The sequence below is a fragment of the Akkermansia muciniphila genome, from assembly GCF_900184965.1.
In the GTDB taxonomy this organism is placed as follows: domain Bacteria; phylum Verrucomicrobiota; class Verrucomicrobiia; order Verrucomicrobiales; family Akkermansiaceae; genus Akkermansia; species Akkermansia muciniphila_A.
The window spans coordinates 160,647-181,108 of sequence record NZ_FXYA01000198.1 but is presented as its reverse complement, the minus strand read 5'-3'; the positions used below and the strand labels follow the sequence as shown (position 1 = coordinate 181,108).

19 protein-coding genes are annotated in these 20,462 nt (G+C 57.0%); 13 read left to right on the top strand and 6 right to left on the bottom strand.

Going from position 1 to position 20,462, the window contains the following annotated elements; all coding sequences use genetic code 11:
- The 12 genes from CI070_RS13570 to CI070_RS07150 form a co-directional block, all read left to right on the top strand.
- The coding region (locus tag CI070_RS13570; RefSeq protein WP_179219364.1) for a hypothetical protein at nucleotides 1-407 on the top strand (407 nt) is incomplete at its 5' end.
- Nucleotides 404-790, top strand: coding sequence for a hypothetical protein (locus tag CI070_RS07200; RefSeq protein ID WP_094136073.1), 387 nt, complete (start codon nucleotides 404-406; stop codon nucleotides 788-790). The genes CI070_RS13570 and CI070_RS07200, both read left to right, overlap by 4 nt.
- Nucleotides 791-847: 57 nt before the next feature.
- Nucleotides 848-1,231: a hypothetical protein gene (locus CI070_RS07195; RefSeq protein WP_094136072.1), complete on the top strand. Its 384-nt coding sequence runs from the start codon at nucleotides 848-850 to the stop codon at nucleotides 1,229-1,231.
- 11 nt (nucleotides 1,232-1,242) lie between these two features.
- Nucleotides 1,243-1,431: a hypothetical protein gene (locus CI070_RS13565; protein ID WP_094136071.1), complete on the top strand. Its 189-nt coding sequence runs from the start codon at nucleotides 1,243-1,245 to the stop codon at nucleotides 1,429-1,431.
- Nucleotides 1,428-3,098: a hypothetical protein gene (locus CI070_RS07185; protein WP_094136070.1), complete on the top strand. Its 1,671-nt coding sequence runs from the start codon at nucleotides 1,428-1,430 to the stop codon at nucleotides 3,096-3,098. The genes CI070_RS13565 and CI070_RS07185 overlap by 4 nt, the downstream gene beginning before the upstream one ends.
- Nucleotide 3,099: 1 nt before the next feature.
- Nucleotides 3,100-3,843, top strand: a complete 744-nt coding sequence (locus tag CI070_RS07180; RefSeq protein WP_094136069.1) for a hypothetical protein — start codon at nucleotides 3,100-3,102, stop codon at nucleotides 3,841-3,843.
- A 4-nt stretch (nucleotides 3,844-3,847) separates the two neighbouring features.
- A complete protein-coding gene (locus CI070_RS07175) occupies nucleotides 3,848-5,242 on the top strand; it encodes a hypothetical protein (protein WP_094136068.1) in 1,395 nt (464 codons plus the stop codon).
- A 7-nt stretch (nucleotides 5,243-5,249) separates the two neighbouring features.
- Nucleotides 5,250-5,987, top strand: coding sequence for a hypothetical protein (locus CI070_RS07170; RefSeq protein WP_094136067.1), 738 nt, complete (start codon nucleotides 5,250-5,252; stop codon nucleotides 5,985-5,987).
- An 87-nt stretch (nucleotides 5,988-6,074) separates the two neighbouring features.
- The gene (dnaB, locus tag CI070_RS07165) at nucleotides 6,075-7,394 is read left to right on the top strand and encodes a replicative DNA helicase (RefSeq protein WP_256943540.1); all 1,320 of its coding nucleotides are present in this window, start codon (nucleotides 6,075-6,077) and stop codon (nucleotides 7,392-7,394) included.
- Between the two features lie 157 nt (nucleotides 7,395-7,551).
- Nucleotides 7,552-7,755 (top strand): hypothetical protein, encoded by a 204-nt coding sequence (locus tag CI070_RS07160; protein ID WP_256943538.1) that lies wholly within the window; start codon nucleotides 7,552-7,554, stop codon nucleotides 7,753-7,755.
- Nucleotides 7,752-8,291, top strand: coding sequence for a hypothetical protein (locus CI070_RS07155; RefSeq protein ID WP_094136065.1), 540 nt, complete (start codon nucleotides 7,752-7,754; stop codon nucleotides 8,289-8,291). The genes CI070_RS07160 and CI070_RS07155 overlap by 4 nt, the downstream gene beginning before the upstream one ends.
- A 19-nt stretch (nucleotides 8,292-8,310) precedes the next feature.
- Nucleotides 8,311-9,003: a hypothetical protein gene (locus CI070_RS07150; protein ID WP_256943537.1), complete on the top strand. Its 693-nt coding sequence runs from the start codon at nucleotides 8,311-8,313 to the stop codon at nucleotides 9,001-9,003.
- 312 nt (nucleotides 9,004-9,315) lie between these two features.
- On the opposite strand, the gene CI070_RS07145 is transcribed toward CI070_RS07150, so the two are convergent.
- From CI070_RS07145 to CI070_RS07115, 6 genes are all read right to left on the bottom strand, one after another.
- Nucleotides 9,316-9,894, bottom strand: coding sequence for a hypothetical protein (locus tag CI070_RS07145; protein ID WP_143245572.1), 579 nt, complete (start codon nucleotides 9,892-9,894; stop codon nucleotides 9,316-9,318).
- Between the two features lie 84 nt (nucleotides 9,895-9,978).
- The gene (locus CI070_RS07140) at nucleotides 9,979-12,732 is read right to left on the bottom strand and encodes a protein kinase domain-containing protein (RefSeq protein WP_094136063.1); all 2,754 of its coding nucleotides are present in this window, start codon (nucleotides 12,730-12,732) and stop codon (nucleotides 9,979-9,981) included.
- 240 nt (nucleotides 12,733-12,972) lie between these two features.
- On the bottom strand, nucleotides 12,973-13,743 hold the full coding sequence (locus tag CI070_RS07135; RefSeq protein WP_094136062.1) for a ParA family protein: 771 nt from the start codon (nucleotides 13,741-13,743) through the stop codon (nucleotides 12,973-12,975).
- A gap of 160 nt (nucleotides 13,744-13,903) precedes the next feature.
- Nucleotides 13,904-16,543, bottom strand: a complete 2,640-nt coding sequence (locus tag CI070_RS07130; protein ID WP_094136061.1) for an SUMF1/EgtB/PvdO family nonheme iron enzyme — start codon at nucleotides 16,541-16,543, stop codon at nucleotides 13,904-13,906.
- 14 nt (nucleotides 16,544-16,557) lie between these two features.
- Complete coding sequence (kbl, locus tag CI070_RS07125; protein ID WP_094136060.1) at nucleotides 16,558-17,757, bottom strand: glycine C-acetyltransferase; 1,200 nt, start codon at nucleotides 17,755-17,757, stop codon at nucleotides 16,558-16,560.
- Between the two features lie 620 nt (nucleotides 17,758-18,377).
- Nucleotides 18,378-18,881, bottom strand: a complete 504-nt coding sequence (locus tag CI070_RS07115; RefSeq protein WP_094136059.1) for an 8-oxo-dGTP diphosphatase — start codon at nucleotides 18,879-18,881, stop codon at nucleotides 18,378-18,380.
- Between the two features lie 429 nt (nucleotides 18,882-19,310).
- Here CI070_RS07115 and CI070_RS07110 point away from each other — a divergent pair, with 429 nt between their 5' ends.
- Nucleotides 19,311-20,282 (top strand): carbohydrate kinase family protein, encoded by a 972-nt coding sequence (locus CI070_RS07110; protein WP_094136058.1) that lies wholly within the window; start codon nucleotides 19,311-19,313, stop codon nucleotides 20,280-20,282.
- The last annotated feature ends 180 nt before the right edge of the window (nucleotides 20,283-20,462 follow it).

The window sequence follows — 20,462 nt, the reverse complement described above, 5'->3', positions numbered from 1 at the left end:
GCTTTATTCCTGCCTCGCAAAATGAGCCAATACCTTATCTTGTCAACAGGGTCATTTATCAGCAATTTGCGCCGCGGTCCTACAATGCAGGAGATTATGGTGAGGCTTACGGCTCATTGTATTTACTGACCGGGGGAGGGACCAGCCAGAATCTCTGGAAGATTGCCACGGTTCGCGGAGTGACTACTTTTGAAACGGGCACGGGATTTTCCGCCGTTGTGACGGATATACCGGGAATTTCCGGTGGATCTGTCAACGTTTTTGTCGGCTCCGCGGAACGCACCAATTACCAGCCCGGCAACGTCAACCCGGTTTATTATGGCTTGGAAGCGATAGCTGAAAGTGCCATTGAAACCGAAGAAACGGCGGATTTTGTGGACATTAACACCCCCATCGAAGAATCATGAATGCAGAAATACAACTTCAATTCCCCAAGCCAGGCGAATGGAGAGAATTCACCCTGACGGCCATTTACCAGGACGCGGGCGGTTATCGACCTCCGGCCCGCTACACGGCGGACGAAATACCAGCGGAACAGGCCCCGGCCATGCAGGCCGTTGTTGCCGCGCTGGTGGGGCTGGCGGAGGACTGGCAGGCCGTCCAGGTGTGGGCAAGGCTGAATGAGAGCCTCATTGACGCCCAGCCCTCCGTAGCGGAAACCGTGAATTTGACTGTGGAGGCCGTTAATCCCCAGGGAGGCCGCCGAATGTTCACAGCCCGCGACTACCCGGTTTTTGTCCTCACGGACCCCGACGCCGTGGCGTTTTTCAAGCATTTTGCGGCAGCATGATTTGCCAATCAGGCCGCGGCGTCCGTGCCGCGGCCCGTGGTGTGTCAGGATAGCTGCATGACCAATCCCGACAATACTTCCAACGTGGTAGCCGCCACGGCCGCCTCTATTCCTGACGCCGTCAAAGATGCCTTTTCCTCTGGCGGCGTTCTCTCCCTGGGCGACGTTCTGCTTCTGGAATCCGCAGGCTGCCGCTTCATTGCTGCCGGGGGCGCTCCAACATTCCGCGAGATGGCCACAGTTTACTGGCTCTTTGCCGATAAACAGGCTTTCCGGCTCGCTCTGGATTCCGGCGATTTTGATGCTGCATTGCAGGCATACGCCGACAAGTTGTCTCCTTCTGTCATCCCTGCGGCTGCCCCCAATATCAAGGGCATCCTGGCACGCTCCTTTGCCCCGGCCAGTGGCGGGGGAAAACCGATGCCCACGCCGACAGCATAACGTGTAGCGGCGTGGGCTGGTGGCTTACTCTGGTGGACCTGCTGGCCAGCGAATACGGCTGGCCGCTGGCCGACGTGCTGTCCACGTCATTGCCCCAGGCTCTGGTGTTGCGTGAGGCCATTGCCCAGCGCAACGGAGCCAAGACCGAAGGTCTGACCCTTCTGGAACAGCAACTGTTAATCAACCTGCAATCATCATGAGTAAAGGTATTGACTACGGACTTGACCTTGACACCTCTGGATTTACCGGCGGCATTAGCGCCGCGCGAGCATCGCTGGGCGGTTTCCAGGCTTTCAGCGTGGGGGCTATGGCTGCCGTCGGCGCGGCCGTAGCCGGGGCGGCGCTGGCTCTCAAAGGGCTGCAAACCGTCTGGACGGAGGCACAGGCAGCCGTCGGAGAGGCTGCCAATCGTGAAACGATGCAGACTGCGTTCATTCCACTTCTTGGATCGGCCAAAGCCGCCAAAGATCGCATGGCTGAATTGGCTGATTTTGCGGCACATACTCCGTTCCAACTCCCGGAGGTGGCTGCGGCTTCACGCACCCTTGAAACCCTGACGAACGGCGTGCTGTCCACAGGCCAGGGCTTAACGATGATTGGTGACGTGGCATCCGGTACTAATACGCCATTCGAGGAGTTGGCCGTGACTATTGGCCGCCTTTATTCCGGATTGGATTCCGGGCGTCCTGTGGGTGAGGCTATGCAGCGCCTCCAGGAGATTGGAGCAATCACTCCGGGAGTACGAGCTAAACTAGAAAAGCTCCAGGCGGAAGGCGAGAAAGGCTCGGAGGTGTGGAGAGTAGCCGCGGAGGATTTGGCCCGGTTTTCCGGGGGGATGGAACTGCAAAGCCAAGCTTGGAATGGCAAGTTGTCCACCCTCAGTGATGCCTGGGCCGAGGTACGTGCCCAATTCGGGGAGCCGATTATGGACGCCCTCAAGCCCCTGCTTGACGATGGCATCGGAACGATTGAAAGCATGGCCTCCAAGGCACGCGAAATCGGCGAAACGATTGCTTATGCCATGCGGTTTATGGTCGAATCGTTTAAGCAGGGGGAAGCCTGGAACCTGGCAAAACTGGGGTTGACCCTGGCATTTCAGGAGAGCGTGAATTTCCTGTGGCGGGTGCTGATGGGAGTTTGTGAGGCTATCCCTCAATACCTTGTTCAGGCATTCAAGACGGGTGTCCAGATTTTAGATATTCTGACGGATGCTTCTTTCTGGTCCATAGTGGGTAATGCTTTTGTCGGCGTCATGAGAACAGCCGTCAATGGTATTCTGGCGTTATTGTCGGAGGGTATCGCCAACTTGATTGAGTACATCCCCGGCATGGGGAAACAAGCCGCCTGGATGCACGGTCTTTCCCGTGAGTTTGAAAAGGACGCTGACCAAGGGGCCGCTCAGGTGGGAGGTGCAGCCAAGTCATTTATTGATTCCTACGGCGACCGTATTCTTAGACAGGTTGCTGATAACTTTTCCGCCCTGCAAGACGCCTTTTCTTCCGGGTTTTCGGAAGCGGCGGACGTGTTGGACACATCAGGCGTACGCGCGGAAATCTCCGCCGCCTCTGAAAAAATTACGGCATCCCTGGCAGCCCAGGACAAAGAGCGCGCCGCGAAGGAAAAAGAGGACGCCTCCAAGAGCAAGCCCAGGCGGCAAAAGACCGAGGACGACGCGCCGAAAATCAAGGTCAACTGGGAAACCGTGCTGGCCGGGTCCCTGGCCAAGGTGGGCGGCGGCGGGTATGGCCGCATGATGCTCTCCGCGGAAAACGTTCCTCAAAAACAGCTGGCCGAACAAAAGAAAACAAACGAGCTGCTTAACAAGCTGCTTCAAAAACAGACCGGCTCCCTGGCCGTGTTAGGATAAAATGGATAATGATATTTTAGGCAATCTCCCGTCAGGCGTGCTCTCCTGGTGGAAACCCTCCCAATACCGGGAGACTTACAGCAATAAGACGCTTACCTTGTTTTTCATGTGCCCCCAGGGGGAGGGCCGCGGCCTGGTCCCTAAAATTCACTCTACCGAGTACGGATTGCCCCTGACGGAAATCAGCATTGAAACTCATGAGAGCAACAAGGTTGACCTCATCACCCTGACCTGTTCCAAAGACCGGGACGAGGATGACAACGACCCGGACAACCCTGAAGACCCCGAAGGCCCCACCTATGAATTTGACGGGCGGGAGTGCGAAATAACCGTTTCCCTGGTGGATGAACCCATCACGCAATGCAAGCTTTACAAATCCCAGGTGGACGCCCTGGACAACGCCACCCTGAAAGACCTGTGCGCCCTGATGGGCGGGCAGCTCGCCGACGAGCAGGGCGTTTCCTTAACTGACAAGCTCAACGGAAAAGTGCCGCCCTCCCTGCTTTCTAAAATTCTGCGCGGCCAGACCCATTACAAGGCAGCCTATACCCAATGCCGCCTGACTATCCCCGGCAAGGTGGATATTTCCGATTCCGGCAAGATTGGCAGCCGTGCCGGATTGCCCAGCTTGCCGGACGGGCAAGTCTGGCTTTGCGCCGGAGGCGGCCTGACGCGCCGCAATGGCCGAACCGTTACGCAAGTTACCTATATTGGCGGGGAGTGGGACCAGGAAATTTATAAATAAGAGCATGTACAACCTCCCCAAAAAAAGCAAGGGGGCGGTCTTAACCGCCGAAAACTGGAATAACAGCGTTGAGGCCATCCAGGACGCGCTCAACAGGTCAGCCGATTTTCAGACGATGCTTCCTTCCATTCCGGCGGCCAGCCGCTGGACGGGCGGACGGTATGCGGCGGACAAAGGCGGTTTTTCCCTCCGCTCCCTGGTCAAGACGGGGGAAACCTGGAAAGCCTATTTCAACCCAGGCCGCGTGCTGGAAGTCCACGCGGGCGGGGCGCGGGTCATCGTCCCCAAAATGGGAGCCGACAAGATGGATTCTGTCCCTTATCCCGCCCTTGAGGCGGAGGCCGGGAAAAAAGTGTTTCTGGACCTGGTGTGGGGCGACAACAGCCACGACTGCATCACGGAGGCCCGCATATCCACGGAAGAAACCCCGCCCGGCGGACGCTCCGCCAGACTCACGCTGGGCGAGTTCGTGTCCGCCGCCCAATCCTCCGGGTCCAGCGCGGACGACATCACCTACACCCCGTTTTTGACCGGGTGCATTACTTACGCCAGCGGCTCCCGCAACGAGGGCTGGCGCGTGCTGGCCATTGCGGACCAATCCGGCCATCCCAAAGCCGCCTATCTGCGCCGCGGCAACATTTACGCGTTCGGCAAGCTTGTTTCCGAGGGCAGTATGAAGTGGGAAAACGCCCCGGCAAAGGAGGGCGACATCTGGCTCAATGTCAAATTTGACGGGGACGGCAACTATAAGAGTTTTTCCCTGTCTAAATCCAGGGGAGAGGTGTCCCCCTTGCCCGCGGACGGCCTCAAGGACGGAAAAAAACCGGACAGCGCGTCCTATGCGTTCAAGCTGGCGACGATCAGCACGTGTGCGGAGCCGTTCCCGGAGGACGGCAACCCGGCTTCCTTTGTCAATGTGCGCCAGTTCGCCCTGGGGTCCGTGTTCTGCGACCTCGCCAAAAGCGAGGCCCAGGAGGAAAAGCAGGAGGACGGCAACGAGGGATTCCGGGTCAAAGTGGAAAAAAATGCTTCCGGCAACGTCACGGCGGTGAAAGTCCGGCCCGGACATGTCTATATCATGGGGCGGTTTTGCACGACGGCCCTTGAGGCCGGGGCGGACGGCTGGGTTACTCATTCCGCCACCTCCGGGCAAGTCTGGCTTGTCGTGCAATTTGACGAGTGGGGCGTTTTCGAGAGTGCCTCGTTGTCTTCTTCTCAACCCAGCGCCGCCACCCTTACCCCGTTCATCCTGTCCACGGAGGCAACGGGCATCCGCGGGCAATACGCTTTCCACCTGGCGGACGTGGAGGCGGACGGGTCCGTCAAGCAGTACGCCCTGGGGGCGGTTTACTGCCTGTTCGACCCCGCCACTTTTTTCACCCCCGGCCCCGCCGAGTAAGATTTTTATGATAACAATATATATACTTACCTATGCAGGCAACGGCCCGGAGGCCGTGGAGTGCGTGGCGTGCGCCGGGCGGACGTTCCCGGAGGCGCGCGTCGTTGTCGCCGATGATTCCCGTTCCCCCATGCCGGAGCCGTACCGGGACGCCTGTTCCTATGGCGCGGACATTGTGACGACGGACTTTGACCGCGGCCTCAACCTTAACGGCCCGGAGGCCGTCAGGGGGATTCTTTCCCTCCTGTCCCATGAGGCGGCGGATGATGATGTTGTCCTCAAGGTGGACCCGGACACGGCCCTGATTGGCCGCTCCTGGCTTCAACCCATGCTGGACGATTCCTCCGTGCCTTTTACCGCGTGCGGGACCAGCCAGCAACCCGCCTACGGCTGCTGCTACGCCCTCCGGGGCCGCGTCGCCGCGGAGCTGGCCGCCGTCATGCAGGACGCGCCGCTTTCTCCCATTTGCCCGGAGGACAGGACGATAGGCCGCTACGTCCGGGACCATTATGACGGATGCAGGATTTTCTACCCGTGGTCGCCGGAGCGGTGGGACGGACTGTTCACCGCCTGGCGGTGGCAATGCGGGGGCAAGGCCCAGGCCGCCACCTACGCCCGCCGCTTTGACGTCGTGACGACGGGCAACCCCTGTTATTCCCCGTTCCCCGGCCTCGCCCGCGCCACGGTCATGTCCTGCCTCCGCCGCGCCGCCGCGGACCTTCCGCCAACCCTCCGCCGATACTAAGTGATGGCTTCTTTCCGCGATTCTTCTTCCTCCCTGCCTGCCGGATGCCGGGAGATTCCCTAGGCTCCCGGCCCGGAAAAGGGCGTTCTGGCCCTGCTGGCAATGGACCCGGCAACCTATATGTCCCAGGCCGTCACGTTCGGCGTGACGGATGATTTTTTTTTCCTTCCGGGTCATCAGATATTGTGGCGGTTGTTCCTGGCCCGCTACAATGCCAATTTGCCGCTGGATATTATTTCCATTACGCAGGCCCTGTCTGACATGGACCAGTTGGAGGCCGTAGGGGGGAGCGCAGGGCTGGCGGATATTTACACGTTCACCACCACTGGGGCTTATTTTGAGCATTATCTCCGGTCCCTTCGAGATAAATCTATTTTGCGCTCCATCATCGACACGTCTTCCAGGGCCATCACGGACGCATTTTCCGGCCCGGAGGACGTGGAGGCTCTGATGGATGCCACGGAAACCCGCCTGTTCCAGATACGGGAGCAGGCCAGGAGCCGCGCGGACGGCCCGGGGCTGGCCGCCCTCGTCCGGGAGGCCGTCACCAGCTTTGAAAATTTTATCGCCAGTAAGGGGCGCATTCAGGGGCTTTCCACGGGGTTTGACCAGCTGGACAAGAAGAGCAACGGCCTTAAGCCGGGGGACATGTTCGTGATTGCGGCCCGCCCGTCTATGGGGAAAACGTCTTTTTTGCTTAATATCATGGAGCATGTCGCGCTCAATGAGAAGAAGCCGACCCTGCTTTTTTCCTGTGAAATGCCCGCCGTCCAGATTGTGGAGCGTCTTCTTTTCGCCCGTTCCGGCGTCCGCCGCGGGGAGATTGTCAGGCGCGGCACGCTGACCCCGTTAGAGATGCAGCATTTCAAGCGGGCCGTGGAGGACGTGGGGGCGGCCCAACTGGTCATTGACGATACCGCGGCCATTTCCATCACCGAGCTACGGGCCAAGGCGCGCCGCGTCATGCGGGACCTGGGGGGACTGGCCGTTATTGGCGTGGATTATCTGCAACTGATGCGTTCCACGTCCAGGCAGGCGGCCAACAGCCGGGAACGGGAAGTGGCGGAAATATCCGCGGGCCTGAAAGCCCTGGCTAAGGAACTCAAGGTTCCCGTCGTCGTGCTGGCCCAGCTGAACCGGGGACCGGAGACGCGCGCCGGGAAAGAAGCCGGGATTCCCCGCATGTCCGATTTGCGGGAGTCCGGCTCTATCGAGCAGGACGCGGACATGATAGGCCTTCTTTACCATTCCGGCTACTACGCCGAGGACGAGGACCAGCGGCAACAGCTCGCCGGGCTGGCAAGCCTGCACCTCGCCAAAAACCGCAACGGCCCCACCGGGGACATCCCGCTCCGCTTTGAGGCGGAACTCATGCGTTTCTCCACCCGCGAACCCGAAAAAAAATAGTGTCCCACATGGGACACTTGACCCTTTCTCTTTCCCCCCTCCTGACCCTTACGATTATTTATGGCTCCACCCTTACCGTCATTTATGGTTGGTCACAGTGACGGTGTTGAGGACGCAACAGGGGAAAATGCGCGTTCTGAACAGGGAAATTGGCACTATGACCTTCCAGCGACCCTTGAACTACCGGGAGCTTGCACCCGGTCAGGAATACAGCGTCACGATTCCGGTGTGTCTGGATGAAGTCGATCTGGAAGGCTGGAAACAATGTTCTTGTGAACTCGAAACGCGCTACTATAATCAGCAGGGTAAGGATTGTTTCCTGGGGGTTCTTCGGGCAACGGCCAAGCTCACGCTGCAATGAAAAAAATCTTCCGGTATTTAATACTTCTGGCAAGCCTGTCCCTCCATGCCGCGGCATGGGGGGACATGGCCGACAACGGAGTGGAATGCTCCGTGGTGATGGAAAAAACCGAATTTGACGCGAGGGCTGCCTTCCCGGACTTCAAGCTGGTGTTCACGAACAAGGGCGAAAAGACCGTGCGTCTTTTCGATGACTTCTATCCTCTCAAGGATAACGGTCCGCATATTTCCATAGAGATTTTTTGGAAATTGACAAAAGAGAAAAAGGAAAAGGTAGCAGCATATTACCCTCATTATTGCATTGAGCGAGGACAGTTCTTGAACTTCATCACGTTGAAGCCGGGAGAAAGACATGAAGTGCTCATCAAAGATGCGTATCTGTTGATGCACTATTTTGGGCCTTCACGCCGCCTTCGCAATGGTGAGAAATATGAGTTGGAAGTAATCTTTCGTGACGGATATGGAGATCCCGGTGTTCGGAGGAAGTATGTAGGAAGAAAAGATTTCTCCGTGGTCGATCAATCGCCCTGGAGATAGTGAGACATTTTATTACAAGGTGGCTTTAAAGTATGAGAATAACGCTTACGATCCCTCTAGTGGCAATGCGGTCGCGTTCAACGTCACGATGGATAAGGAACCTATCCAGGAAGGGAAGTACGAAGGGAACTCGACGATGAAGCGCGAATTCTCGCCTTCTCCCAAAAGCTCGCGCTGCAATGAAAAAATCTTCCAAATTTTAGGGCTTTTGGCCAGCCTGTTCTTCCATGCTCCTGCATGGGGGGATATGGCCGATAACGGGATTGAATGTTCCGTGGTGATGGAAAAGGCTTCGTTCGATCCAAGAGCCGCTTTTCCGGACTTCAAGCTGGTGTTTGCCAACAAGGGAGAAAAGGCTGTGCGTCTTTTCAACGACTTCTATCCTCTCAAGGAACGCGGGCCGAATATCATCATCAAGATATGGAGTCAGGGAAACGGAAGGAAGGGAGAAAGGCCAACGGCATGGTATCTTCCCTCCTATCAAATGGAACGTGTCGCGGATCTTATGCGCTTTATTACCCTGAACCCCGGAGAAAAATATGAAGTGCCCGTCAAGGATGCATACCTGCTGCTGACCTATTTACAACCTCTGGCCAGCGGAAAAATATACGAACTGGAAGTACGTTTCCGGGACGGATATGGAGATCCGGGTACCCGGAGGGAGTATGTGGGGAAAAAGGATTTTATCGTCATGGATCAAACCTCCAGGTGAATTTGAAAAATTGATACGGCCCCATTCATGAAATATGAACGGGGCTTTTTTGTGGAGGAGGTCCGTTCCCCTGCTTTGGGATTTTAAACTATGGAGCTTGTGCGGAAGGGGCCTTAGGGGAGATTTTTGAATGCTGAAATAAACGATGATGGTAGCAGAGCAACTCATTTTTCCTGTAAATCCAGGAAAAGGACATTTCCGTAACAGGGACGGGGAAAGTTTCAGGAGCCGGTTGTGTCCGCCCGTGCAGTGGAAAGTCCGTTGTCAGACTGGCCGTGACTCAGCATTGATGCAAATGGTTCGTGCGTGTTTTTAACGGTTGGATAACAGTTGTTTTAACTCCGGAAGGCGAAAGTGCAGCGGAGGAAGTTCCTGCTCAAGCTCAGCTGACTTTTCTTTTCTCAGCATTTCCGCCCGTTTTTCCAGTTTTCGGGCTTCTGCCAGAATGTTGCGTATTTCCTGCCGGCCACGGCCGATGTGGGCGGCGGCCCGGACTGGGTCCGGAGTGAATCCCGGCCCTCCCTTAAGATATTTTTCAAAGTATTGCTGGTAGCGTTCCGCCAATTCCCTCCCTTTGGCAAAAAGCTTGCGGTCTTCTTCCACATAGGCCGTCACGGCGGGATCCACGTTTTTCGTGCTCAGGTCCGCCAGTTCTTCGTCCCTTTCCCGCAACAGGTCCGCCGCATCCCTGCTGCTTTCTTCCAGGCCCGGAAGATTAGGGTTCTTTTTCAGTTTCAGGAGGCGCTGCACCAGTGCGTCGCTTTTTTCCGAGTATTCCGTATTGATATCCGCCGCCTTTTTCCAGTAGGAGACGGTAGGATCACCGCAGGAGGCCATCAGGAACGCGGCCAGCATGGGGAGTATGCGCCGCAGGAAAGCAGAGGCATTCATTTATCTTTTGTAGCATGCCCCCGGCGGGAATCAAGGGTGTTTTCCGTTTCCTCTGTGGCTGTTCGCGTTGAAAAGCGGTGAAGCTTAATTGATTTCAATTCCTGAGTTTTTCTTTTCCACCGGAGGGGGCATTTCCACCACGCCGCTGCTGTTTCCGGGGTTCAGCAAAATTTCCACTTCCAGAGGCAGGGTCGTATCCGCCAGCAGCCCTTCCGGGATGGAGATGCCTATGGGAGCGGAGTTTTTGCCGGGCAGTACTTCCTGGGGGGAAATGATGTCCAGAATGAGGCGCCCATGTTGGAGAATATTGATTTTACTGATGGAAAAGGCGTCCTTCAGGCTTGTGTTGTGCAGAGTAACGCCTTTGAGCTGGGACGGGGCGAACGGACCAGGAATAGTGAAGCGCAGGATGGTGTTTTTTTCTCCGGCAAGAGGAAGGGGAAGCCAGTACGCCGCGATAGGCGCGTTGGGGTTCAGGCTGTCCGTGGAGTAGGAGGACCCGTTGAGGCGTTCCATCATCAGGCTGGAAAGTTCCGGGGAGGCGGGGACGCCCCAGCCCTGGGAGTACATGAGGGAAAGCAGGTACAGGGCCTCCTGGTCCCGGTATTGGACCGCCATTCTCAGGAAACGCGCTGCCTGGGCGTAATCCCGGGAGGCAAGGGGAGGCTGCTGGGGAAGGCGGGGAAAATAGGAGGGGATGTCCATGAGCAGGATTCCCAGCTCCTTCATGGCTTCATAGCACCCTCCCGTGGCGGAACGGTAAAGCCATTCCACGCCTTCTTCCGGCCTGGAGCCGCCGGGACAGTCCGGAGACATGAGGATTTTTCCCAGTGTCTGCTGGGCTACCGGATAGCCGGCTTTGGAAAGTTGCTCTAGGGCCGGCAGGATGCCCGGCATGGAACTTGCCTGGTCGAGAATATTTCTGTTCTCCGGGGAGGGCGCAGCGATTGCCGCCACAAGTTTTTTGTAGGTAGGATCATTCAGCAGGGCCGGTTCCGGCACGGGAGGCGCGGCAATGAAACGGATTTTCGGGAAGGCTTCCTCCGTGCGTTTCGTCTCGTTTTTGAAACATGCCATTTGCATGGGAACGGCCTGGTGGGCGGCATTTTCAAAGGAGTACGTGTAGGTGCGGTCCGTGAACAGTTCCGGAAGTGCAGGAAAGAAAAAGGTGGAGGTGGATTGCCCCGGCACTGTGAAGGAGGGGACGGCATTGACGGAACGGTCCACCAGAACGCCGTTGGAGTCCCGAATGGTGAGGTACAGTTTTTCCCCGTTTGCGGCCGGAGAAATGATTTGGAGATAAACGCAGGAGATGCGCAGTTTTTCCGGCAGGATGGGAGGAAGCCCGGAACGGGTCAGGATGGTGTCGTCAAGGCGCAAACGGAACTCCGTCAGCGTTCGCGGTTCCAGCGCCGCATCTTCCGTTATTTTGAGTTCCGGAATGCGGATGGATGCCAGATCCCGTGGCGGCGGTTTCAGTTCTCCCTCGTTAGGGTTTGCCGCGGGCTGCTGGATGGCTACCTTGATGGTATTGATGGTGGTGCCCATAGGGGCTTTTTTCATGTAGTCCAGCAGATAAAATGCTCCCGCCCCCAGCAGGATGGTGCACGCGCTGCCCACCAGCAGGGACATCATGTGGCGGTTACGACGAAGAGCGCGTGCGGACTGCCTGTGCGAAGCGGAATGAAGGCCGTCCGTTCCGGTTGCGGCCTTCCTGCTGCTGATGTTTTGCCCGGCGCCGGGAGTTGGCGTTCCTTCCGGATGGGCATGGCGAAGGTCTGCCGGGGGGACTTGAATAGTGGCGGATGATTCCTCCCCTGAAATGGCGCAAATATCCTGAATCCATTCGCGGGCGGTCTGGTAACGGCAATTGATCTGGGGCGCCAGCGCCTTGTCCAGAGAGAGCAGGAACTGCCGTGAGTAATAGCGGGTGAGCACGGGATCGCTGTGCAGCGGCGGCATTTCGTCTTCCGCCAGGCGCGCTTCCGCCCGGTCCGGCGGGTGTCCTGTAAGCAGGGCGTAAAAGGTGGCTCCTACGGAATAGAGGTCGCTCCAGGGGCCGATATTCGCTTTGCCCAGCGCCTGTTCCGGGGAGGAATACCCCTGAGTGGTCAAGACGGTAGCAGAATGAAGTTTCAGGGCATGCCGTGCCGCTCCGAAGTCAATCAGCACGGGCGTGCCTTCCTCCGTCAGCAGGATATTGCCGGGTTTGATGTCCCGGTGGTAAATGTGCCGGGAATGGAGATAGTCCAGAATCCGGAGCAGGCGCGTCAGCAACCCCTTGAGTTCGTCTTCCGTATACCGGTGCCCGGTGCTGTGGAGCTTTTCCCCCAGATAATCTAGGGAGAGGCCGGTAATGTGCTCCATGGCGAAGTAGGCTGTGCCGTTAGCTTCAAAGACGGAAAGGATTCTGACGATGCCGGGGTTGTTGAGCTCCGCCAGCGTCTGAGCCTCGCTCAGAAAGCTTTTCAGAGCCCAGGTGTAATTTTCCAGATCGTGTTCATTATTAGGCTGGATATGCCCGGTCAGAGGGTCCCTATAGGAGTATCTTGAAGGGAAGTTTTCCTTGATAACTACGTTGCGGTTCAGGAACAGATCCTTCGCCAAGTACGTGATGCCAAAACCTCCGCTGCCCAGGACGCGGATGATTTCATATTGTTCCAGGCGCGTGCTGGGAGCCAGCTCCCGCTGGTAAACGAAAAAGGCCCCTTTTTCTTCCGCGTGGGGGAGAGGAGGACGCCCGGGCAGAATTTGTTCCAGGCCTGTCGTCGGAGCGGGAGGCGGGACTTGCCCTGTCTCCCGGGGCTGGTCGTCTGGCTGGCCTTCTTCTGCTGGCATGAGGGGAAAAGTTCCTGAAACGGAGCTGAAACATTCTTATATGCCGCGGAAGTCAAGTCAAGGGGAATGCCTGTTTTCCTCCGTATCCGGGGAGGCCGGTATGGAATAGGTTTTCCTGACGTTAAATGGACGCAACAAGCCCGGAAGGCAAAATGAAGAAGGAAGTTCTCTGCAGGCCCTTTCTGCCTGTTCCTCCCGCAGAGGCTTGCGGCATTCCGGGAAACTTGTTTCTCCAAATGTTCAGGGTTTATGGCGTTTGATGAATTCCCGGGCTGCTTTCAGGTAGGCGTCCGCCGCAGCTCCGGAAGGATCGTGTTCAAAAATGGTGTGGCCGAAACTGGGGGCCTCCCCCAGCCGGATGGAGCGGGGGATGACCGTTTTATACAGCATCTGGGGCAGATGCCGTTCCACCTGGTCGATGACCTGGCGGGAAAGATTGGTGCGGCCGTCATACATGGTCATCAGTACTCCTTCATGCCGAATGCGAGGATTGGCGCCGCTGGCGCAGATTTGCGCCGTCACGTGCAGAATCTTGGCCAGCCCTTCCAAACCGAACCATTCGCATTGGAGGGGAGTCAGCACTTCGTCGCAGGCGGCCAGGGCGGAGGTCATTAAAACGCCCAGGGAAGGAGGCGTGTCCATGATGCAGTAATCATAGGCGTCCGACTCCCTCAGGGGGGCGAGCGTTTCCCGGAGGCGGGTCAGATGGTTGCCGGAACGGGCCAATTCTATTTCCACGCCGGCCAGATCCATGGTGGAGGGGATGATATCCAGCCGTTTCCTGCCGGAAGGCAGGATGCACTCTTCCGCCGGGATTTGGCCGAGCAGCGCCGGATACAGGCTGGGCACGTCTTTTCCGTCAATGCCCATGCCGCTGGTGGCATTGGCCTGCGGGTCCAGGTCAATGACAAGGATTTTCTTTTTCAGCTGAGCCAGGGCGGCAGCCATGTTGATGGCCGTAGTGGTTTTTCCCACTCCCCCCTTCTGGTTGGCGATAGCGATGATTTTCATTCAGGAAAAGGATGCGGAAAAATGGTAGCATAACGGGAGGCCCTTTCAATCATTTTCCCGGAGATCCGGAAGCCCTCGTCAGGCCTCAGGTTTTTTCCCCTCGGGGAACGGTGTGTTCAGGGTGGGGAGTGCGGGGGAACCCGCTGCCGCAGATAAGGCGTCAGGGAGCTGTTGGAGTGGCGGGGCGCTCGGAAGACAGGATAAGACGGAAGCCCAGCGCGTTATCCCTCGTATTTTCCGGCAGGGGAGTGCGGATGGAAGTGGTGAGCTGTTTGGGGCGGAAGGACAGGTAGCTGCCTCCGCGGGCGACACCGTAGTTGCGGATGGGGAGGGATTCCGGCCCCCCGTAAGAATCGTCTACCCATTCCATGACGTTTCCCTCCAGGTCGTACAGGCCCAGGTGGTTGGGCGGGAAGGTTTTTACGGGGGCCGTGTACGGCTGTCCGTCGTTATATCCTACGATAACGCGGGAGGACGGCAGGTAAATCAGGGCGGACTGGTCCGCAAAATTTCCCGTTTTATCCGGCGGCGGCCATGAATACCCCCACGGGAAAGCTTCCCGGGAGTTTTCATGAGGCAGCGTCTTTTCATAGGGGGAGGCTCCCTGTTCATCCGTCAGGCGCACCCAGGAACTCCATTCCTCATCCTTGGGAAGACGGTAGGAGTCGTTCTGGTCAATCAGGCCCAGGGTCCGCTCCTTGTTGGTAAGCCATCTGGCGAAGGCGCGCGCATCCTGTCTGCTGACGTTTACCACCGGGTGATCCTCTCCCTGTGGAAAGCCGGGCCGGTCCGGAGCTTTCCTTCCGGTAGCTTTCAGGAATTCCTGAAAGTCCTTTACGCGCACCTCGTGGGTCATGACCAGAGCATTTCCTCCCACAGGGACCAGTTTGATGCCCAGGCTATTGGTCCAGGGCGATCCGAAGACGACGGATTTGTCCGGCTCCAACTGAAGGGAAAGGTATAAGTCCTGCGGGTCCAGCCCCCTGCGGCGCATGGTGGCGTGCCCCGGCAGTTTGATTTCAATGACGTAGGGAACCTGGTTGACGTATTCTTCAATGGGGGTGCGCCCGATGAGCCTGTTATTGAAAAAAACGCTGGCTCCCGGCGGGTTGGTGGTGACGGTAATGGGCACCTGGAACACGCGGGTGACGTTCAGAACGTAGGCGTTGTGGTTTCCCGTGCTGCCGGAAGCCTGCGGAAGCGGGTCCGCGGTGATGGAGAATTCCTTGCCCAGCAGCCCCTCCCGCTCGCATTTCTTGTTCAGCCACGCCAGGTAGGCCGTAATGCCGTCCTGCGTGAGCAGGGCCACATCCTTCTCCGGATGCCCCGGTTCCGTCTGTTCCTTTTTCATCTGGAAATTCCCCTTCTGGCGGTCCTCCTTCAGAAATTTGTTGAACAGGGCGGCGGTAAGGGGACCTTGCGCTACATGGCGCGTTTCTGCGGGGAGGTAGGTAACACCCTCCGTATCCTTCCAGGGCCGACTGTCCGTAGGGGGATGGTACTCCTTCAGCACGCCGCCCAGGGCCAGCGTGGATCCTCCCTTGACGGTTCCCGCCTCCTCCTTGTCCGCAAACCCCGATTTCTTGATGGTATAGGCCACCGGAGAGCCGGAAGGCAGCTCAATGGGGCCGTAGGGAGTTTCATCCAGATAGTTGCCGTCCGCGTCATATACGGACGCTCCCGCCGGTGAGCTGGTCACCAGCACGTACCCTGTCCGGGATTCTTCTTCCGGAGCGGATGGGTGGATATCCGGATGAATATCCGCGGCAGGTCCCTCCGGCGGGTTCTGGCTGTTGTTGAGCCATAAAGCCCCCCAGTAGGCAGTCAGGGCTCCGGCGACGGCTGCGGCCAGAAGCTGGAGGGCCCGTCTGAGTTTGCGGCGTTTCTTTTTCTTCTGAAGACGAAAACGGGACGGCACTTCATACCCCCGGAGAGCGTCTATTTTTTCCGCCAGCTCCTCTGCGGAATCAATGGAGCATTCCTCAATGCGGGGTTCCGCCGCTTGGCAAATGATGGTGTTGAAGGCCTGCCACTTCTTGCGTACGGTGCCTTCCGGCAGCTCATCCGGGAGTTCGGGAAAATCCATGCGGTCCTTCCCCGTGCTGATTTCATACAGAACCTTGGCCAGCGCGTAAACGTCCGCCCGCCGGGTGCCGGGGCCGTCGGGGGGGATGAATCCCTCTGTTCCTACAAAGCTGCGCTGGTCCAGATGGGCCACCAGGCCTATGTCCGCCAGTTTGGGGCGTCCGTTGACAAAGATGACGTTCGCCGGTTTGATGTCCCGGTGCGTCAGGTTCTTGCTGTGCAGGTACAGCAGGGCGTGGGCCAGCTGGCTGCCTACCTCCAGGCAATAGTCCAGGGGCAGAGGCTTGTTGCCGGAAAATTTCTTGTCCGTCTGAAGCGTACGCGGAATATATTCGTCCGGTGCAATATGGACTCCGGTGCGGGCGTCGTCGCCCAGTTCCATGACGTAATAATAAAACGGGGAATCCTGGTCATGCCTTCCTACATGCAGGATATGGACCAGCCCCGGATGGTTGCGGGCGATGGGTTCATACTGGAGAATGCCCTCAAATTCCCGGTTGAAAGAGCGCTCGTCTTCAAAATCCTCCCTCCAGACTATTTTTACGGCGCGCCATGCCCCGGTCAGGGATTTCGCCAGCCATACTTCTCCATACGCGCCGCTCCCTATCTGGCGCACAACTTCATGGTCCGGAATGGAAGGAGTGGGACGCACCACCCGCTTGACGGGAAGCGTCGGCAGATTGCCGCCGGGAATGGGTGATGCGTCCGAAGCCATGGAAAGCGCGGGAATCAGGAAATAACTCCCAGGTTTTTGCCTACCTTGCAGAAAGCCTCAATCGCCTTGTCCAGCTGTTCGCGGGTATGGGCCGCGGAAATTTGCGTGCGGATGCGGGCCTGTCCCTTGGGCACGACGGGATAGAAGAAGCCGACGGCGTACACTCCTTCATCCAGGAGCTGGGCGGAGAATTTCTGGGACAGGACGGCGTCTCCCAGCATGACCGGGGAAATGGGGTGGTCCTTGCCGCCGATGGTGAAGCCGGCTCCCGTCATGGCGTCACGGAAATACTTGGTATTGGCTTCTACGCGGTCGCGCGCTTCCGTGGATTGTTCAAGCAGGTCCAGCACTTTGATGGAAGCGGCTACGATAGCCGGAGCCACGCTGTTGGAGAACAGGTACGGGCGCGCCTTCTGGCGCAGGACGTCCACCACTTCCTTCGGGCCGGAGACGTAGCCGCCGGAGGCGCCTCCCAGTGCTTTGCCCAGGGTGCCGGTGGTGATGTCTATACGGCCGAACAAACCGCGGTATTCATGCGTGCCGCGGCCCCTTTCGCCCAGGAACCCCGTAGCGTGGCAGTCGTCAAAGTGGACAATGGCATTGTATTTGGCAGCCAGCTCGTGAATCTTGTCCAGCTGGGCAATGATGCCGTCCATGGAAAAGACGCCGTCCGTGGAAATCAGCTTCACGCGCGCTCCGGCAGCGTCCGCTTCCTGAAGCTTGGCTTCCAGGTCTGCCATGTCGTTGTTGGCATAGCGGAAGCGCTTGGCTTTGCAGAGGCGCACGCCGTCAATAATGGAAGCGTGGTTCAGGGAGTCGGAAATGATAGCGTCATCCGCAGTCAGGAGGCCTTCAAACAGCCCGCCGTTGGCGTCAAAGCAGGAGGGAAACAGAATTGTGTCTTCCGTGCCGAGAAATTGGGTGAGGCGTTCTTCCAATTGGCGGTGCAGGGTCTGCGTGCCGCAGATAAAACGCACGGACGCCATGCCGAAACCCCACTGGTCGATGGCCTTCTTGGCGGCTTCCATCACTTCCGGATTATTGGCCAGGCCCAGATAATTATTGGCGCACATGTTGATGACGGAGCGTCCGTCCTTCAGCGTCACCTGGGAGTACTGCTGGGAGGCGATAAAGCGTTCTTCCTTGTAAAGTCCTTCCGCGCGCAGTCCGTCCAGGGTGGAAGTGAGAATATTTTTGAATTCGGGGGTATACATGTTGAATAATGGAATATGAATTGAAATAGTCAGCAAGTGAACGATCAAGGATCACACGGTTGCTCCCGCATCATTATCATAACGGAGGCGGGAGGAAAAGCTTAAAGAATCCGGCCTGATGCCCGGAAGCGGGAGCCGTCCTTTTCCCGTGCAAAGTAACAAAGAGGCCAGGGCGTAGGCATTCGCGCATTTGACTGAAAAAGAAAACAAAACATCGGAAAATCATCATTTCCCGGAGACCGGGCCAAAAAGAAAGGCTTCCGCCTGTTTACGGAAAAGGAATTTGATGTACCAAATGATATTCGGACACGCTTGGAAAAAATAAAGGCCGGAGCTGATTTACTGCCTTGAACCACCATTCCCGGCCCCGGGTATGACCTCTTCTCCCGTTTTTTCACGGAGCGCGGATTGATCTGAATTCCAGCCCTTCGCATGAACCCCAATCCGGAACCGGTTTCCGGCAGGAAGAACCCTCGCTTTTCTGGGCGGCGGCATCGGAAAGAGGTGGCCGGAACAATTCCTATGATGCGTTTCAGGATATCTGAAGGGAAGAATAAAAAATGCAGCATTCCCCGTCCGGCTTAAAGGGAAGAGTCCGCAACCTGGGAGTCCTTGCCGGTTTAATCCCCGGTTTTCAGGGAAAATTCCAGCATTCGGTCCCCCTCGAACGTGAAATACGCCTCAAACCGTTTCCCGTCCAACATGGCTGGCAGCCAGAACCGGTCATCCTGCCACATGAGATCATAGGGAATCCCGTCCACCGGACACCAGAAAGGCTCCGCCTCGGGTGTTTCCGTGGGAGCGCCTGTAAAAGACGACGCCATAAACACGTGGCAGCGGATTTCCGGAATGGTGCCGCAGACAAAGGAAAAATTCAGCACGCCCATTTCCCGGGCATCCTCAATGTCAATGTGAAGTTCTTCCCGTACTTCCCGCAAAACGCATTGCAGGGCCGTTTCCCCCGGTTCAAATTTTCCGCCGGGGCCGTTCACCTTGCCCGCGCCAATTCCCCTCTTTTTGCGTATCAGGAGAATCCTTCCTTCCTGCACCACAAACATCAATGTGGCGAGAATATCGGGGGTCCACTGTGCGGGCCATTGAAAGCCGCGGCTTTTTTCTTGCATGAGCGCATATTACAGGATGGGAGGGGAATCATGAAGAAAAATGCGGAGTACTGTAACCTCCATACATGCTTGAACAGGGCTAAATTCTCTTCAAGAAGCCTGAAATGCCTTGAAAATGCGTGCTTGTTGCGGAGGAATGGGAGTCCTGCGTTCCGTGTCTGCCTCATGCAGGATTGTTTTTGCCGTCTCATCTTCATGGGCATTCCTGAGCAGAGGGCGTTAGGGATATATGCCTGACTTGTTCACATTTGGGTTTCCCTTCAATCTTCGAAACTTCTGCAAGGCGGGATAAAAGGGAAAAATCCTTTTCCGCCATGACTGGAATGAATCTCTTTTTCCTTTTCCCGCCAGGGCGCCGCGTTCTATGCTTGGCCATCTCTCCCGGTTTACTATTTCGCCGGAAGGTTCACTTCCAACATTTGAAAAAGTATGTATGACGTCGTAGCTCTCGGAGAATTGCTGATAGACTTCACTCCCTGCGGGATAAATGACCGGGAGCTGCCCATTTACCAGGCTAATCCGGGGGGAGCGCCCTGCAACGTCCTGTCCATGTTGTCCAGGCTTGGGCGCAAAACCTCCTTTATCGGCAAAGTGGGTCACGACATGTTCGGGAAAATGCTTCGCCACACGCTTCAGGAAGAAGGCATCGGAGATTCGGGGCTCGTTTCATCCCGGGAAGTCAATACGACGTTGGCTTTCGTTCAGATTGACGAACGCGGAGACCGTGAATTTTCCTTTTACCGTAATCCCGGCGCCGATATGAAGCTGACTGCAGAAGAAGTGAACCTTGAATTGGTGGAACACGCGCGCGTCTTCCATTTCGGGACGATTTCCATGACGCATGATGATGTTCGGAGGGCCACCAGGCATGCCGTCAGCCATGCCCGGGAAAAAGGGGTTCTCATCTCTTTTGACCCCAATCTCCGGCCGCCCCTGTGGCCCGATATGGAACTGGCCCGGGAACAAATGCTCTACGGATGCGGCGCATGCAGCGTCATGAAAATAGAAATGGAGGAACTTCTCTTTCTCACCGGCTGCGCCTCCATGGAAGAAGGGTTGAGGGTTTTGCAGAGGGAATTCGACAATTTGCGCCTTATTCTGGTGACGGGAGGCAGAAAAGGAAGCTGGGCTGCCTATGAAAGCAAACTTATTCACCAGCCTACATATTTGAACGTCAAGACTATTGACACAACAGGAGCCGGAGACGCCTTTTTGGGATGCTGCCTGGACCGGATTCTGGAAACCGGGCTGGAAAACCTGACGGAAGGTCAGTTGGCGGACATGCTTTTATTTGCCAATGCCGCCGCTTCCATTGTGACGACACGCAAGGGAGCCATCCGTTCCATGCCGACCCGTGAAGAAGCCATGGCCCTGATGGCGGAAGGGCCAATCCGTTGCTGATTACGTCCGGATTGTTTCGGCAAGTAAGATGTTGGAGGATTTTTTGTCTGAATGTTGGACACAGCTTCGTATGCAAAGCCGTGTGAGCGTGTTGCAGGAAAGAATTTTGTTTAAAGGCGTTCCTTCCGGCCGAGGTATGAGGTCAGCATGGTTAGTATCTTACTGAAAAGAGCATCAAGG